Source organism: Streptomyces endocoffeicus (assembly GCF_016741935.1).
GTDB lineage: Bacteria > Actinomycetota > Actinomycetes > Streptomycetales > Streptomycetaceae > Streptomyces > Streptomyces endocoffeicus.
In genome coordinates this window covers 126955-141487 of sequence record NZ_JAERRG010000015.1, presented here as the reverse complement: position 1 = coordinate 141487, position 14533 = coordinate 126955, and the positions used below count along the sequence as shown (strand labels likewise).

General features: G+C 74.0%; 15 protein-coding genes. 11 read left to right on the top strand and 4 right to left on the bottom strand.

Features of this window, described 5'->3' with window-relative positions:
* Positions 1-135: 135 nt before the first annotated feature.
* Positions 136-711, bottom strand: a complete 576-nt coding sequence (locus tag JK364_RS31885; RefSeq protein ID WP_201854816.1) for a DUF6817 domain-containing protein — start codon at positions 709-711, stop codon at positions 136-138.
* Between the two features lie 180 nt (positions 712-891).
* Between JK364_RS31885 and JK364_RS31880 the strand changes: the two genes are divergently transcribed.
* The 5 genes from JK364_RS31880 (at position 892) to JK364_RS31860 (ending at position 4545) form a co-directional block, all read left to right on the top strand.
* On the top strand, positions 892-1806 hold the full coding sequence (locus JK364_RS31880; protein ID WP_201854815.1) for a LysR family transcriptional regulator: 915 nt from the start codon (positions 892-894) through the stop codon (positions 1804-1806).
* 273 nt (positions 1807-2079) lie between these two features.
* Entirely contained in the window at positions 2080-3135 is a 1056-nt protein-coding gene (locus JK364_RS31875; protein WP_201854814.1) for a sporulation protein, read from the top strand.
* A 171-nt stretch (positions 3136-3306) separates the two neighbouring features.
* Complete coding sequence (locus tag JK364_RS31870) at positions 3307-3816, top strand: DinB family protein (protein ID WP_201854812.1); 510 nt, start codon at positions 3307-3309, stop codon at positions 3814-3816.
* Positions 3817-3953: 137 nt separating this feature from the next.
* Positions 3954-4193, top strand: a complete 240-nt coding sequence (locus JK364_RS31865; RefSeq protein WP_372462018.1) for a MerR family DNA-binding protein — start codon at positions 3954-3956, stop codon at positions 4191-4193.
* Positions 4194-4329: 136 nt separating this feature from the next.
* Complete coding sequence (locus tag JK364_RS31860) at positions 4330-4545, top strand: hypothetical protein (protein ID WP_201854811.1); 216 nt, start codon at positions 4330-4332, stop codon at positions 4543-4545.
* Positions 4546-4571: 26 nt separating this feature from the next.
* Here the strand turns inward: JK364_RS31860 and JK364_RS31855 are convergent, their stop codons facing one another.
* The gene (locus JK364_RS31855) at positions 4572-5114 is read right to left on the bottom strand and encodes a hypothetical protein (protein WP_201854810.1); all 543 of its coding nucleotides are present in this window, start codon (positions 5112-5114) and stop codon (positions 4572-4574) included.
* A 180-nt stretch (positions 5115-5294) separates the two neighbouring features.
* Between JK364_RS31855 and JK364_RS31850 the strand changes: the two genes are divergently transcribed.
* On the top strand, positions 5295-6218 hold the full coding sequence (locus JK364_RS31850) for a glycosyltransferase family 2 protein (RefSeq protein ID WP_307841437.1): 924 nt from the start codon (positions 5295-5297) through the stop codon (positions 6216-6218).
* Positions 6219-6486: 268 nt separating this feature from the next.
* Here the strand turns inward: JK364_RS31850 and JK364_RS31845 are convergent, their stop codons facing one another.
* Positions 6487-7752 (bottom strand): APC family permease, encoded by a 1266-nt coding sequence (locus JK364_RS31845; RefSeq protein WP_201854809.1) that lies wholly within the window; start codon positions 7750-7752, stop codon positions 6487-6489.
* A 229-nt stretch (positions 7753-7981) separates the two neighbouring features.
* Between JK364_RS31845 and JK364_RS31840 the strand changes: the two genes are divergently transcribed.
* The gene (locus JK364_RS31840; protein ID WP_201854808.1) at positions 7982-8341 is read left to right on the top strand and encodes an ArsR/SmtB family transcription factor; all 360 of its coding nucleotides are present in this window, start codon (positions 7982-7984) and stop codon (positions 8339-8341) included.
* 51 nt (positions 8342-8392) lie between these two features.
* On the opposite strand, the gene JK364_RS31835 is transcribed toward JK364_RS31840, so the two are convergent.
* On the bottom strand, positions 8393-9406 hold the full coding sequence (locus tag JK364_RS31835) for a cation diffusion facilitator family transporter (RefSeq protein ID WP_201854807.1): 1014 nt from the start codon (positions 9404-9406) through the stop codon (positions 8393-8395).
* Positions 9407-9618: 212 nt separating this feature from the next.
* Between JK364_RS31835 and JK364_RS31830 the strand changes: the two genes are divergently transcribed.
* The 4 genes from JK364_RS31830 to JK364_RS31815 are packed head-to-tail and all read left to right on the top strand — an operon-like array spanning position 9619 to position 14511.
* The gene (locus JK364_RS31830; protein WP_230992799.1) at positions 9619-10770 is read left to right on the top strand and encodes a LacI family DNA-binding transcriptional regulator; all 1152 of its coding nucleotides are present in this window, start codon (positions 9619-9621) and stop codon (positions 10768-10770) included.
* Positions 10767-11768, top strand: coding sequence for a 2-hydroxyacid dehydrogenase (locus tag JK364_RS31825; RefSeq protein ID WP_201854806.1), 1002 nt, complete (start codon positions 10767-10769; stop codon positions 11766-11768). The genes JK364_RS31830 and JK364_RS31825 overlap by 4 nt, the downstream gene beginning before the upstream one ends.
* A 14-nt stretch (positions 11769-11782) precedes the next feature.
* Positions 11783-12988: a D-mannonate dehydratase ManD gene (manD, locus tag JK364_RS31820; protein WP_201854911.1), complete on the top strand. Its 1206-nt coding sequence runs from the start codon at positions 11783-11785 to the stop codon at positions 12986-12988.
* A 5-nt stretch (positions 12989-12993) separates the two neighbouring features.
* Positions 12994-14511, top strand: a complete 1518-nt coding sequence (locus JK364_RS31815) for a mannitol dehydrogenase family protein (protein WP_201854805.1) — start codon at positions 12994-12996, stop codon at positions 14509-14511.
* The last annotated feature ends 22 nt before the right edge of the window (positions 14512-14533 follow it).

Sequence of the window (14533 nt, the reverse complement as noted above, 5' to 3'; positions counted from 1 at the left end):
CGAGCCGAAAAGGTGAACGGTTCGGCGCGCCGTTTTGCGGTCCCGCGCTTCCGGCGATATCACACCCGCGCCCGCGGGGCGCGCCCGCTGAGCAGGCACTTCACCAGTCACGAGGCGCCTCAGCCGCGAGGTACTTCAGTCGCGCGCGAGCGGGGACGGCGCGAGGGTCGCATGGCCGTCCAGCCAGGCCGGGCGGCTGAGCAGCGGGCGGCAGCGGGTGAACAGGGCGAGGAGTTCGGGGCCGCGCCGCTCCCGCAGGGCGGGGTCGAGACGGGCGAGGTCGAGCTCATTGGCGGCCGACAGCTCGGCGAAGTCCCGGAGCAGCCGGGGTTCGGGGGTGTGCGCACGGCCGGTGAAGCGGTCGTGGAAGACCGCGTCGGGGTCGCCGAGCGCCGGGCAGGTGGCCTTCCGGTCACAGCTCGCGTAGAGGTACACGATGGCTTCGGCCTCCGCGCCGATCACCGCCACGAGTTCGCCCCGACGGCCGAGGGGCAGCAGGGTGACGGGGAAGCCGTCGGTTCCGTAGAACGCGTGGCACAGCCCGGCGAGTTGTAGCTCGGGGCGGGCTCCCCAGGCGGCGAGCCGGGCGCGTACGCGCTGCAGGTGGGCGAGGAGAGTGCTGCCGCCGGGGTGGGCGATGCGCGCGGCGCCGAGGCGGCGCAGGAGGGTGACGGCCCGGTCGGCGGCGGCAGGAGGGGGAGCGACAGGCACAGGTCGTGTCCTTTCGGTGCTTGGCAGGTCGGCACCCGCACCGCGCCCCCACCCGGTCCGGATCCTCGTGCCGGCGCCGTACGGGTTGCCGCCTGAGCCCTGCGACGATCGTCGCGACCACCGGCCACCCCAGTCAATCCTGGGAATTGCTCGCCAACTCCAAGCTCTACCTTGGAGGTTATGACTCTGGACGATCTGCGGGTGTTCGTGGCCGTGTGCCGGGCCGGCAGCCTCAGCGCCGTGGCCCGGGAGCTGACCTGCACACAGTCGGCGGTGAGCCAGCGGGTGAAGCGGCTGGAACGCGAGACCGGCGTCAGTCTGCTGGAGCGCCAGGCGCGCGGCGTCGTACCCACTCCGGCGGGACGCATTCTGTGCGAGGCCGCCGCGGACGGGATCGCCGGGCTCGATCTGGCGCTGCGCCGCCTGGGGGACCTGGTACACGGGGAGAGCGGTTCGGTGCGGATCACCACCGGCAGCACCACCGTACGGCACTTCATGGCCGAGGCGATCGTCTCGTTCCGCCGCCGCTATCCGAAGGTGAACCTGGAGTTCCAGACCGAGAGTTCCAGCCGTGGCTGTCTCGGCGCCCTCATCGCCGGCAATCTGGATCTGGCCTGGATCACCCTCGGCGGGCCGGTGCGCGGTGTCGAGCAACGGCCGGTGGCCGAACTGCCGTGGGTGCTCGCGCTGCGGGCCGGGGATCCGCTCGCGGCCAGGTCGCGGGTGGAGGTGTCCGACCTCGCCGAGATCCCCCTCGTACGGCTGCCGCCGAACTCCACCTCCGGCGGGCAGCTCCACGCGGCCCTGGCCGAGCTGGGCGTACGGGCCGGTTCCGACACCGGCGTCGCCGACTGGGACACGGCCCTGCTGCTGGCCGAACTCGGGCTGGGGCGCGCCGTGGTGCCCGCCCTGCCGGGGCTGCCGGTGCCCGGGGACGACGGACCGCTGCGGCTCGTCCCGATCCCCGCGCTGCCGCCGCTGCCCGTCGGCTGGGCCGCACGCCGCTGGGACGCGCTCCCGCCGCTGGCCCGGGCCTTCGCGGACACGGTGGCCGGCACCTTGCGCGGCGACGCCCCACCTGGACGTCTCAGCTGAAGGGCGCTCGGCACGGCCCCGCGAGTGATCATTTTCGGACTTCCGCCGCCAACGCGCCGGGATGGGCCGTCTCGGCGCGGCGCACACCCCTATGCTCTACATGCATGTAGAGCACGGCGGGAGGACACACGGTGAACGTGCCAACGGCCGCGAACGTTCCGCGGCGCACGGCCCGCTGTCGCCCGACCGCCGTCCTCCACCGCCGTCCACCGCACGCGCCCGTAACCCCCACGCACACGCGACAGTACGCACATTGAAGGAGTGGACGCCCCGATGGTGTTCAAACGACTGCTCGGCTCGCTCGGTGTCGGCGGACCCACCGTGGACACGGTACTGGACCCCGGCCCGGTACACCCCGGCGGGCCGCTGACCGGTCAGGTCCATCTCCGGGGAGGCACGGCGGACTTCGAGATCGAGCAGATCACGCTGGAGCTCGTGGCCCGGGTGGAGGACGAGCACGGCGACGAGGAACGGGAGGGAGTCGTCCTCTTCGACCGCTTCACCGTCGGCGGCGGCTTCCGGCTCGCCGAGGGCGAGCACCGCAGCCTCCCGTTCACGGCCCACCTCCCCTGGGAGACGCCGATCACCGAACTGTACGGGCAGCCGCTGGGCATCATCCTCGGCGTCCGCACCGGGCTGGAGGTCGCGGGCGCGAAGGACAAGGGCGACCTCGACCAGCTGACCGTGGCCCCGCTGCCGGCCCAGGAGGCCATTTTGGAGGCGCTGGGGCAGCTCGGCTTCGGCTTCAGGTCCGCCGATCTGGAGCTGGGGCATGTGGGCGGCACCGGGCAGCGGCTGCCGTTCTACCAGGAGATCGAGCTCACCCCGGCTCCCCAGTACGCCCACGCCATCAACGAGCTGGAGGTGACGTTCCTGGCGACCCCGGGTGGCATGGACGTCGTCCTGGAGGCCGACAAGCGCGGCGGGCTCTTCTCCTCGGGGGAGGACGCCCTCACGCTCTTCACCGTCGGCCATGAGGGCGTCGAGCACCGCGACTGGAACACCGAGGTCGACGCCTGGATCCGCGGGCTCGTCGAGCGGCGCGCCGCCTATGGCTCTTACGGCTCGCACGACTCTTACGGCGCCCATGGCGCCCACGGCTCACACGGCTCGCACGGCTCGCACGGCTCGCACGGCTCGCACGGCTCTTACGGCCACGGTGAGCACGACGGGCACCACGACGGCGGGCGGCGCTCCGGCCCGAGCACCGCGGCGGTCGTCGGAGGCGTCGCGGCGGGTGTCGCGGTCGGCGTCGTCGGAGGAATGGTCGCCGCGGAGGTCGTCGACGAGATCGGCGACGCCTTCGAGGACGAGGAGGACGAGGACTGACCGCCTCCCCCGGCCCGGGGCGGCCCCCGGGCCGGGGAGCCCCGGGCCGGGGAGCCCTGCTCGGCGTTTCGGCCATGGCCCCGGTGCGGGCGGGTGCCGGCGGCCGTGGTCCCATGAGGCCGAACTGCGCCCCCCAGGGACCCGCCCAGCCGTCGAGGAGGACGAACGACCATGACCGCCGACAGCCGCCCGGAACCGCCCCACTTCGGCGACGAACGCGAAACCCTGCGCGCCTTCCTGGACTACCAGCGGGCGACGCTCGCCATGAAGTGCGAGGGGCTGACGGACGAGGAGCTGCGGCAACGGTCGATGCCACCCTCGACGCTGACGCTGCTGGGCCTGGTGCGGCACCTGGCCGAGGTGGAACGGGCCTGGTTCCGGCGGGTGTTCGAGGACAACGACGCGCCGATGGTCTGGTCCCCGGTGATCGACTTCCAGGCGGCGTACGACGTGAGCGAGGCGACCGGAGCCGAGGCGTTCGCGGCCTGGGAGGCGGAGGTCGAGACCTCCCGCCGGATCGAGCGGGAGGCGGAGTCGCTCGACCTGGCGGGCCATCAGCCCCGGTGGGGCGAGGCGGTGTCGCTGCGGATGGTGCTGGTGCATGTGCTGCTGGAGTACGGCCGCCACAACGGGCACGCGGACTTCCTGCGCGAGGGCGTGGACGGGGTCGTGGGGGCCTGAGCGATCGGCTCCCGGCCCGTGCTCATCGGCCCGTTCACCTTGCCGTACCGGCCGCCAGGAACAGGGGCACGGCGAGGAAGAGCCGGTCGGCGCGGGCGCGTTCGCGCCGCCGCTACGGCGATGCCGACCTCATCAGGGTGGCCGTCATCCTGCGCGCCAAGGAAGCCGGGCTCGGCCTGGACACCATCCGCGCCCTTACCGCCGCCACCGAGCCGGCCGCCCGCCGGGACATCCTGCGGCGCGAGGCGGAGACGCTCCGCTCCCGCATCGCCGCCGCGCGGGACTCGCTGGCGCTCGTCGAATGCGCCCTCGGCTGTGAGCACGACGACCTCACCCGGTGCCCGCACTACCGGCGGCGGGTGGCTCCGGAGGGCTGAGGCAGCGCTGCCGTGATGGCGGCGGGGCGCGAGGGGCCGGCTGGGCGAGAAGGCCGGGCGGCTGAAGCCCAACGGCCGGCCGCGGCGCCGTTCGGGGCTCGGCACGGTCCTCGAGCTGGAGTCGCCGCGGATCGGAGTGGAGGGCAAGGCGCTGCACGAGGGCGCGGCCGCCACGATGTTCGGCCCCGGCCGGACGGAGCCGCGGGAGGCGGTGGCCGGAACATGGCCGTGGCCGGAACATGACTCCCTCCGCTCCCTCCACTCCCGCCACTCTTCCCTCGGCCGGTGGCAGCGGCTGCTGCCACCGGTGATGGGGAGCCCGCTGGGCCAAGGGGTGCTCCGGGCGCTGTGACGGCCGCCCGTAGTGTGGCGGCGCCGTCAGGCCGCGCTGGTGGGCGTCTGGTCGTCGCTGGGCAGCCGCCGCAGACGTTCCAGCAGCTGGGGACGGTGCAGATCCACGACGCACGCCATCAGGTCCGGATGGCGCATCAGCGGCGCGGCCTGGCAGTCGTGGGCGTCGGGCTCGGTGAGCCGGCGGAACTCCCCGGGGGACCCGGCGGCGTGATCACAGTCGGCGAGCGCCGCCACGGCCTCGGACGCCAGGGTGGAGCAGGTGAGCAGGGCCGCCGCCCAACTGGCCACGACCTCGTCCACCCAGGTGCGCCAGACGCCGTCGGGGCCGCGGATCTCGTAGGGCTCCGCGTCCACGAGCCAGTCCAGCCGGTAGGAACCGCCCGGTCCGGCCATGGTCACCAGGGCGGCGTCGGTGGTGGTCGGGTAGCGCAGCCACGCGGCGACCGTCACTGCCTGTCGCGCCTGCGCCTCTGCGAGGGCGGCGTTCATCGCGCCGTCGGCCGCCGGATAGGCCCTGATCAGCCAATGCGTGGTCGCCGCTATGACGGATGACAGGTCCAGGGACAAACGAGCCGCTCCTCTTGCGCGATAGCTGTCAGCACCGTACCCGTGGGACGACGATGTCGAACATGACATAGATCACTCTCAGCGGCGGTGCGCCGGTATGGACGACCGGGCGCGCATCGCATAGGGGCCCGGCGGGTCGGCGTACCGCATAGCGGCCGGGGCGCCGGGTACCTGGTGGCCGTGAACGCGCCAGGCCCCTCCGTCGGCGTGGTCCTCGCCACCCGCGACCGCGCCGAAGGACTCGCCACCGCTCTGGAACACCTCACCGCCCTGCCGGAGCGGCCACCGGTCGTGGTCGTGGACAACGGCTCGACGGACCACACCCGGGCCATGGTCGCCGAGCGCTTTCCGCGGGTGCGGGTCCTGGCGCTGGGGGCCAACCGCGGCGCGCCCGCCCGCAACGACGGCGTACGCGCCATCGGCACGCCCTACGTGGCCTTCAGCGACGCCGACTCCTGGTGGCGGCCCGGCGCCCTGGCACGGGCGGCCACCCTGCTGAACGGCCATCCGCGGCTGGGGCTGCTGGCGGCCCAGGTGCGGGTCGGCCCGGCGGAGCGGCCCGATCCGCTCAACGCCACACTCGCCGCCTCCCCCGTGGGCCGGGCCGAGGACCTTCCCGGCCGCGAGGTGTTCGGCTTCCTCGCCCACGGGGCCGTGGTGCGCCGCGGCGCCTTCCTGGAGGTGGGCGGCTTCCATCCGCTGATCTTCTTCGGCGGCGAGGAGACCCTGCTCGCGTATGACCTCGCCGCGATGGGCTGGGGCGTCTCGTACTGCCCCGAGGTGGTCGCCCACCACCATCCGGGCCCCTCATCGCGCGACGCCGAGCGCACCGCCGTGCTGCGGCGCAACGAGCTGATCGGCTGCTGGCTGCGCCGCCCGCTGCCGCTCGCCGCGCGGCGCACCGCCGGGCTGCTCACCGAGGCAGGGCGGGACCCCGTGGCGCGGGCCGCGCTGGGCGGTCTGCTCGCCCGGCTGCCGACCGCGCTGTGGCAGCGGCGGCCGCTGCCGCCGTGGGTCGAGGAGGCCGCCCGGCGGGTGGACCGGCAGCGGACGGACGACGCGCCCCGACGGGAGGAGGGGCAGGCCGTCACCCATGACCGATGACCGCGGCCATGACCATGACCATGACCATGACCAGGAGGGTTGTGAGAGGGGGTCAGGCGGCCCCGCGCCGGAACCAGTCGATGATGCGGGCCGGCCCCTCGTCGGCGGGGACGACCGGTGCCCACGGGAGTCTGCCGCGGGCGAGGGTGATGTCCAGGCGGCGGGCGGCGGGGTCGTCGGTGGGGCGGCCGATGAACTCGACGGAGCGCCGCGAACCGGCCAGTTCGATGATCTTGTGTCGGCGGCGCGTTCCGCCGCGGCGGGCTGCCTACGCGGCCGTCGCGCGCCGCACCCCGTAGGCCGCGGCGCCCAGGGCCAGCACCGCCGCGCCGGAGACCACCGAGGAGACGGGCAGGGCGAAGGCCAGCAGCAGGCAGCCGGCCAGCCCGAGCCCCGGCACGACCCGCGGTGGACGGCCCTCGGCGGGGGTGAGGGTCCAGGCGGAGGCGTTGGCGACGGCGTAGTAGGCCAGCACCCCGAACGAGGAGAACCCGATCGCACCGCGCAGATCCGCCGTCGCCGCCAGGACCGCCACCACGGCGCCCACGGCCGGCTCGGCGCGGTGCGGCACCGCGAACCGGGGGTGCACCGCGGCCAGCGCGGGCGGAAGGTGCCGGTCGCGGGCCATGGCCAGGGTGGTCCGGGAGACGCCCAGGATCAGCGCGAGCAGTGACCCCAGCGCGGCTACCGCGGCGCCCGCCCGCACCACCGGCGTCAGCCCCGGGAGCCCGGCGGCGCGCACGGCGTCGGCCAGCGGGGCGCCCGCCGCTCCCAGTCCGCCGCTGCCCAGCACGGTCAGCGTGGCGACCGCGACCGCCGCGTAGACGGCCAGGGTGATGCCGAGCGCGAGGGGGATGGCGCGGGGGATGGTGCGCGCCGGGTCGCGGACCTCCTCGCCGAGGGTGGCGATACGGGCGTATCCGGCGAAGGCGAAGAACAGCAGGCCGCCCGCGCGCAGCACCCCGCCGAGGGTGGCGTCGCCGCCGATCTCCAGCCGTGCGGCGGCCGCCTCCCCGGAGGTGAGGAGGGCGACGACCACGGCGGCCAGGACCGCGAGCACGACGGCCACGATCGCCCGGGTCAGCCAGGCGGCCTTGTGCACCCCCACGTAGTTGACGGCCGTCAGCGCCACCACGGCCGCCACCGCCACCGCGTGCGCCTGGGCGGGCCAGACGTAGGAACCGACGGTCAGGGCCATGGCCGCGCAGGAGGCCGTCTTGCCGACCACGAATGCCCAGCCGGCCAGATACCCCCAGAAGTCGCCCAGCCGCTCACGTCCGTAGACATACGTGCCACCGGACCGCGGATAGCGGGCGGCCAGCCGCGCGGAGGAGGTGGCGTTGCAGTACGCGACCACCCCGGCGGCCACCAGGCCGAGCAGCAGCCCCGTCCCCGCCTCCCGCGCCGCGGGCCCCAGCGCCCCGAAGATGCCCGCGCCGATCATCGACCCCAGGCCGACCACGACCGCGTCGAAGACTCCCAGGCGCCGCCGCAACTCCCCCGGCCCGGCAGGGGTGTTCACCGTGTCCCCCATCGCTCAGCCCCGGCCCGTCCCGAGGCCGTACCCGGTCCGGCGGCGCGGATGTGAGCCGGTGAGCGGCCCGAGGGCGCGCGGCAGCCGGAGTTGGCGGGAGACGGCGTGGTGCATGTGCTCCAGTATGGTGCCGGGGTTCGGCCACCGGCCACGATGCCGCCGGTCTTCCGCTCGACACCGGGCGGGCCGGGCGGGGTCCGCCCTTCGCCCGCCGCTCTACGATGGGTGCATGCCGGTCAGCGAACCCTCCTCAACTGCGACCCGGTCGCATACGCATCCCAGCGGCGCGGCGCAGTTCGCCACGGCCGCCAATGTCTTCTCGCTGCTGTCCGACCCGACCCGGCTGCATCTGGTGTGGTCCCTCGCCCGGGGCGAGGCCGATGTCAACACCCTCACCGAGGCCAGCGGGGCGGCCCGCCCGGCGGTGAGCCAGCATCTGGCCAAGCTCCGGCTGGCCGGGCTGGTCCGGGTGCGCAAGGAGGGCCGCCGCTCGGTGTACTCCCTTCACGACGGCCATCTGCGCCGACTGGTCACCGAGGCCGTCAACCACGCGGACCACATGGTCACCGGGGCCCCGCCGCACGACTGAGCCCCGGCGGAGGACGCCCGCGGGATCTCCTCACACGGCGTGGTGGCCCAGTCATACGGCATGGTGGGCCAGCAGGCGATGCGGGTCCTCCGCGCCCGGCCCGGGGGCCGGATCGGTGTGCACCATGGCGGCGGTCAGCCGGGGCACCGCGTGGCGGAGGGCGTGTTCGGCCCCGACCGCCACGTCGTGCGCCGCGCGCAGCTCCAGGCCGCCGTCCACCTCGACCGTGACCTCGGCGCGCAGCCGGTGGCCGATCCAGCGCATCCGGAGTTCGGTCACCCCGAGCACTCCGGGGACCTCGCGCAGGGCGGCCTCGCCCGCGTCGATCACCGCCGGGTCGACGGAGTCCATCAGCCGCCGGAACACCTCACGGGCCGCGTCCTTGAGGACGAGCAGGATGGCGGCGGTGATGGCCAGGCCGACGATCGGGTCCGCGGGCTGCCAGCCGAGCGCCGCACCGCCCGCGCCCAGCAGCACGGCCAGGGAGGTGAAGCCGTCGGTGCGGGCGTGCAGCCCGTCGGCGACCAGGGCCGCCGAGCCGATCCGCCGCCCGACCCGGATCCGGTGCCGGGCCACCCATTCGTTGCCGATGAAGCCGACGACCGCCGCGACCGCGACGATGCCCGGGTGGGACATGGCGCGCGGGTTCAGCAGCCGCTCCACGGCCTCGTACGCGGCCAGGGCCGCCGAGGCGGCGATGGTCAGGACGATGACGATCCCGGCCAGGTCCTCCGCCCGGCCGTAGCCGTAGGTGAACCGGCGGTTCGCCGCGCGGCGGCCCAGGACGAACGCCACGCCGAGCGGCAGCGCGGTCAGGGCGTCGGCGGCGTTGTGGACGGTGTCGCCCAGCAGCGCCACCGAGCCGGACACCACGACGACCACGGCCTGGAGGACCGCGGTGGCGCCGAGGACGGCGAGGGAGAGCCACAGGGCGCGCATGCCCTCGGCCGAGGACTCCAGCGCGGAGTCGACCTTCCGCGCCGACTCGTGGGAGTGCGGTTTCAGCAGATGCGCGAGCTGGTGCCGGCGGTGGTGGTGCCGATGTCCGTGGTGATGGGGCTCCATACCACCATTATGTGCATACACGCGCACGCGTGCACCCGTTGGGCCGGGGAAGACTGCGCCGGACCGCGAAAGGCCGCTCCGGACCGCGGAAAGCCTCGGCGCCGACCGGTCTTGCCAATGTTTTGGCAAGCATTGACAAGGTTGCGCAACGGTGAAGACCATTCCACATGCCGTTCATCCACCCCACCTCGTCACACCGGTAGCGGGCTGCCATGGCCCCCACCCTGACCGATGTCGCCAAGGGCGCCAATGTCGCACTGTCCACGGCGTCCCGGGCGTTCAGCGACCCCGGCCGGCTCGGCCCCCAGACCCTGCGCAAGGTGCTCACCGTGGCGCAGGAACTGGGGTACGAACCACCCGTGGCGCGCACCACCGAGAGCACCACCGCGGCCCGAGCCGAGACCGCCACCGTCGCGCTCGTCGTCCCCGATATCGCCAACCCCGTCTTCGGGGCCTTCGTGAAGGCCGCACAGGGCGAGTGCCGGCACCGCAGGCAGACCGTCGTCCTCGCCGACACCGACCTCGACCCGGACCGTGAGCGCGAGGTCCTCGCACATCTGAGGGAGCGGGCGGACGGCCTGGTCGTGTGCTCTCCCCGGCTGGACGCGGACGATGTGCTCGACATCTGCGGCCGTACCCCCGCCGTGCTGGTCAACCGCGAAACATCCGGCACCGACTGCGTACTCGCCGACGCCGCCCACGGCATGCGCCAGGCCGTGGAGTACCTCGCCGCCCTCGGACACCGGCGGATCGCCTACGTCCAGGGCATGCGGCGCTCCTGGTCCAACGCCCACCGCGCCGACCTCATCCGCGCCGAGACCGAACGCGCCGGGCTGGAGCTGGAGTTGCTGGGCTGGCAGTCCGAAACGGTGGCGGGCGGCACCGCCGCCGCCGCGAGCGTCATGGCCTCGGGCGCCTCCGCCGTCATCGCCCACAACGACCTGATGGCGTTCGGCGTGCTGACCGGCGCGCGGGCGCTGGGGCTGAGCGTGCCCGGGGACCTCAGTGTCATCGGGTTCGACGACATCCCCTTCGCCGAGGTGTCCCAGCCGTCCCTGACCAGCGTCGCCGTGCCGATGGCCCGCGCCGGGGCGCTCAGTCTGCAGATGCTGGGGCAGGTCCTCGCGGGCGAGCGGCAGATTCCGCGCACCCACCGGCTGCCCACGCAGCTCATCGTGCGCGACTCCACCGGCCCCGCCACCACCCACCCGCCACGGCACCGGCCCGCCACGCCCGCCACGACCACGGCGTCCGCCACGACCGCCACGACCACGGCGTCCGCCACGACCGCCACGGCCACGGCGCCCGGCACGACCGCTGTCCCCGTCATCCCCGCTGTCCCCGCCACCAAGGACGCCTCATGACCGCCGACCCCCTGACCGTGGTGGTCGCCGACCCCAATCTCGCCCCGCTGCGCGCCGAGTTCGAGGCCGCCGTCCCCCACGGCACGGTCGTCCACTGGCCCGACCCCCGGCACACCGAGGCGGTCGAAGCCGCCATGGCGGACGCGGACGTCCTCGTCTCGGGCCGGTGCACCGCCACCATGGCCACGGCCGCCACCCGGCTCCGGCTGGTCCACGCCGCCGGAGCCGGAACGGACAACATCGACATCGCCGCGCTGGCGCCGGGCACCCAGGTGGCCAACACCTTCCACCACGAGAACGCCATCGCCGAATACATCGTGTCCGCCACGATCCTGATGCGCCGTGGCTTTCTGCGCCAGCACACCGCGCTGCGCCGGGAAGCGCACTGGGACTCCCCCGCCCACGACCCACGGGCCCCGTGGGCGGCGGACCTGACCACCGCCACCGTGGGGTTCGTCGGCTTCGGGCACATCGGGGCCCGCTGCCGGCGGCTGTTCCAGGCGTTCGGCGCGCGGGGCATCGCCGTCACCCGGAGCGGGGACGTGGACGCGGCCGCCCACGGACTGCTGTGGGCCGGGACCGTCAAGGACCTCGACGCCCTGCTGGAGAGCTCCGACGTCGTAGTGGTGTCCGTGCCGCTCACCGAGGACACCACCGGGCTGATCGGCGCGGCCGAACTGTCCCGGATGCGCCCGGACGCGGTCCTCGTCAACGTCGGCCGTGGCCCCGTCGTGGACGAGGACGCGCTGTACGAGGCGCTGAGCGACCGCACCATCGGCGCCGCCGCGATCGACGTCTGGTACCGCTACCCGGCCGACGGGCACACCGCCGCCCCCGGCAAGCACCCCTTCGACACGCTGGACAACGTGCTGATGACCCCTCACTCCTCCGGCCTCACCCGCCAGACCTTCGTCCACCGCAGCGCCGACATCACCGCCAACATCCGCCGGCTCGCCGCGGGCGAACCGCTCCACAACGTGGTGGCGGTGGCCCCGTGACGACGACCGACACCATCACCGCCGTCGACGTCCTCGTCACCAGCCCGGGCCGCAACTTCGTCCTCCTCAAGATCACCACCGCGGACGGCGTCACCGGCTGGGGCGACGCCACCCTCAACGGCCGCGAACTCGCCGTCGCCTCCTATCTGCGCGACCACCTCGCACCCCTCCTCATCGGCCGCGACCCGGCCCGCATCGAGGACACCTGGCAGTACCTCTACCGCGGGGCCTACTGGCGGCGCGGACCGGTGACCATGACCGCCATCGGCGCGGTGGACACCGCGCTGTGGGACATCAAGGGCAAGACCACCGGACAGCCCGTCTACCAGCTGCTGGGCGGCGCGGTCCGCGACCGGATCCTCGCCTACACCCACGCCACCGGCTGGGACCTCCCCCAGCTGCTGGAGTCCATCGAGGCACGGCGGGACCGCGGCTTCCGCGCCGTACGGGCCCAGAGCGGCGTCCCCGGCCTGGAGATGGTCTACGGCGTCAGCAGGACCGGCACCGGATACGAACCGGCCGGCCGGGGCGCCGCCCCCGTCGAGGAGACCTGGGACACCGACGCCTACCTCCGCCACATCCCCCGCGTCCTCACCCGGGTACGCGAACACGTGGGCCCCGAGCTGAAACTGCTCCACGACACCCACCACCGGCTCACCCCCGGCGAGGCCGCCCGGCTCGGCCGTGCCCTGGAACCGGCGGACCTCTTCTGGCTGGAGGACGTCACCCCCGCCGAGAACCAGGAGGTGCTGCGGCACATCCGCCACCACACCACCGTCCCGCTGGCCATCGGCGAGGTGTTCAACACCGTCTGGGAGTGCCAGACGCTGATCACCGAGCAGCTGATCGACTTCATCCGCACCTGTGTGAGCCACGCGGGCGGCATCAGCCATCTGCGGCGCATCGCCACCCTCGCCGACCTCTGGCAGGTGCGGCTCGGACCGCACGGCCCCTCGGACATCTCCCCCGTCGCCCTCGGCGCCTCACTCCACCTCGGCCTGGCCACCCCCAACTTCGCCATCCAGGAGTACATGGGCTACGCACCCCTGGTCCACGAGGTGTTCCGGCACGCCTGGTGCTACGCCGACGGCCACCTCCACCCCGGCGACGCACCCGGCATCGGCGTCGAGATCGACGAGGAGCTCGCCGCCCGCCACCCCTACGAACCCGCCTATCTGCCGGTCGCGCGACGGCTCGACGGCTCGATGACGGACTGGTGACACCGATGCCCCACACCCTCCCCCGCCTCCGCCGCGCCACCACCCCCGCGGCCGCCCTCACCCTCCCCCGCCCGCCCGCCGAAACCGGCATCGTCCACCTGGGCCTCGGCAACTTCCACCGCGCCCACCAGGCCGTCCACACCGCCGCCGCCCTGCGCCACACCGACGGCCCGTGGGGCATCCTCGGCGTGGCCAGCCACTCGGCCACCGTGGCACGGGCGATGCGCGACCAGGAGATGGCCTACGCGGTCGTGGAGATCTCCCCCGACGACACCCGCGTCACCGTCCCCGCCGTGCACACCGGCACCCTGGTGGCCACCGAGCAGCCCGACGACCTCCTCGACGCCCTCGCGGCCCCCGCCACGGCCGTCATCACCCTGACCGTCACCGAACACGGCTACACCTTCTCCCCGCGCACCGGCGGCCTCGACCTCGACGCCCCCGCCGTCCGGGCCGACCTGCGCGGCGATACCCCACCACGGACCACCATCGGCCAGATCGTCCGCGGCCTCCAGCGCCGCATGCGCACCCACGCCCGGCCCGTCACCGTGCTCAGCTGCGACAACCTCGTCGGCAACGGAGCCCAGACCAGACGGCTCGTCCACGAATTCACCCAGGCCCTGCCGACGGCCGAACGCGATGACCTCACGCCCTGGCTGGAATCCGCCGTGGCCCTCCCCAACTCCATGGTCGACCGCATCGTCCCCGCCACCACCGACACCTACCGCGAAGCCGTCGCCACCCACCTCGGCGTACACGACACCGTCCCGGTACCGGCCGAACCCTTCAGCATGTGGGTGATGGAGGACCGCTTCGCCGCCGGACGCCCCCGCTGGGAAACCGGCGGGGCGCTCTTCACCGACGACGTCGAACCCTACGAACTGCTGAAGCTGCGCCTGCTCAACGGCACCCACTCCCTCATCGCCTACCTCGGCGCACTGGACGGACGGGCGACCGTCCCGGACGCCACCGCCCGGCCGTTCATCGCCGAAGCCGCCCACGCGGTGCTCCACGACGACTATCTGCCGACCCTCACCGTGCCCACCGGCATCGACCCCGACCACTACATCGGACAGCTCTTCGACCGCTGGGCCAACACCGCCCTGGGCCACCGCACCCGGCAGGTCGGCTCCGACGGCTCGGTCAAACTGCGCCAACGGGTCCCCGAACCCGCCCTGTTCCACCTGCGGGCCGGACGCATGCCCCACCACCTCGCGCTCACCATCGCCGCGTATCTGTGCTGCGTGGCACCGCGCCCCGGCTTCTCCCCCGGCCCCCACGCCACCGCGATGGCGGACCCGGCCCGGAAGACGCTCGCCGCCATCGCCGGGCGGAGCGCCACCGCCTCCGGGCCGTCCTTCGTCGAGGCCGTCCTGGACAGCGGGCTGCTCGGCGACGGACTGAGAGACCACCCCGACTTCGCCGCCCGGGTCGCCGAGTTGATCGACCTCATCGTCCGCCACGGACCCGCCGCCGCGGCAGCCGACGCCGCCGGGGCTCTCCGGACCCCCGCCCACCGCTGACCCCGTCCCCTACCTCCCCACC

What these genes read in the sequence shown, in the direction of transcription:
- JK364_RS31880 (WP_201854815.1), top strand. Translation starts at nt 892, where the DNA reads ATGACTCTGGACGATCTGCGGGTGTTCGTGGCCGTGTGCCGGGCCGGC.
- JK364_RS31875 (WP_201854814.1), top strand. Translation starts at nt 2,080, where the DNA reads ATGGTGTTCAAACGACTGCTCGGCTCGCTCGGTGTCGGCGGACCCACC.
- JK364_RS31870 (WP_201854812.1), top strand. Translation starts at nt 3,307, where the DNA reads ATGACCGCCGACAGCCGCCCGGAACCGCCCCACTTCGGCGACGAACGC.
- JK364_RS31845 (WP_201854809.1), bottom strand. Translation starts at nt 7,752, where the DNA reads ATGGGGGACACGGTGAACACCCCTGCCGGGCCGGGGGAGTTGCGGCGG.
- JK364_RS31840 (WP_201854808.1), top strand. Translation starts at nt 7,982, where the DNA reads ATGCCGGTCAGCGAACCCTCCTCAACTGCGACCCGGTCGCATACGCAT.
- JK364_RS31835 (WP_201854807.1), bottom strand. Translation starts at nt 9,406, where the DNA reads ATGGAGCCCCATCACCACGGACATCGGCACCACCACCGCCGGCACCAG.
- JK364_RS31830 (WP_230992799.1), top strand. Translation starts at nt 9,619, where the DNA reads ATGGCCCCCACCCTGACCGATGTCGCCAAGGGCGCCAATGTCGCACTG.
- JK364_RS31825 (WP_201854806.1), top strand. Translation starts at nt 10,767, where the DNA reads ATGACCGCCGACCCCCTGACCGTGGTGGTCGCCGACCCCAATCTCGCC.
- JK364_RS31815 (WP_201854805.1), top strand. Translation starts at nt 12,994, where the DNA reads ATGCCCCACACCCTCCCCCGCCTCCGCCGCGCCACCACCCCCGCGGCC.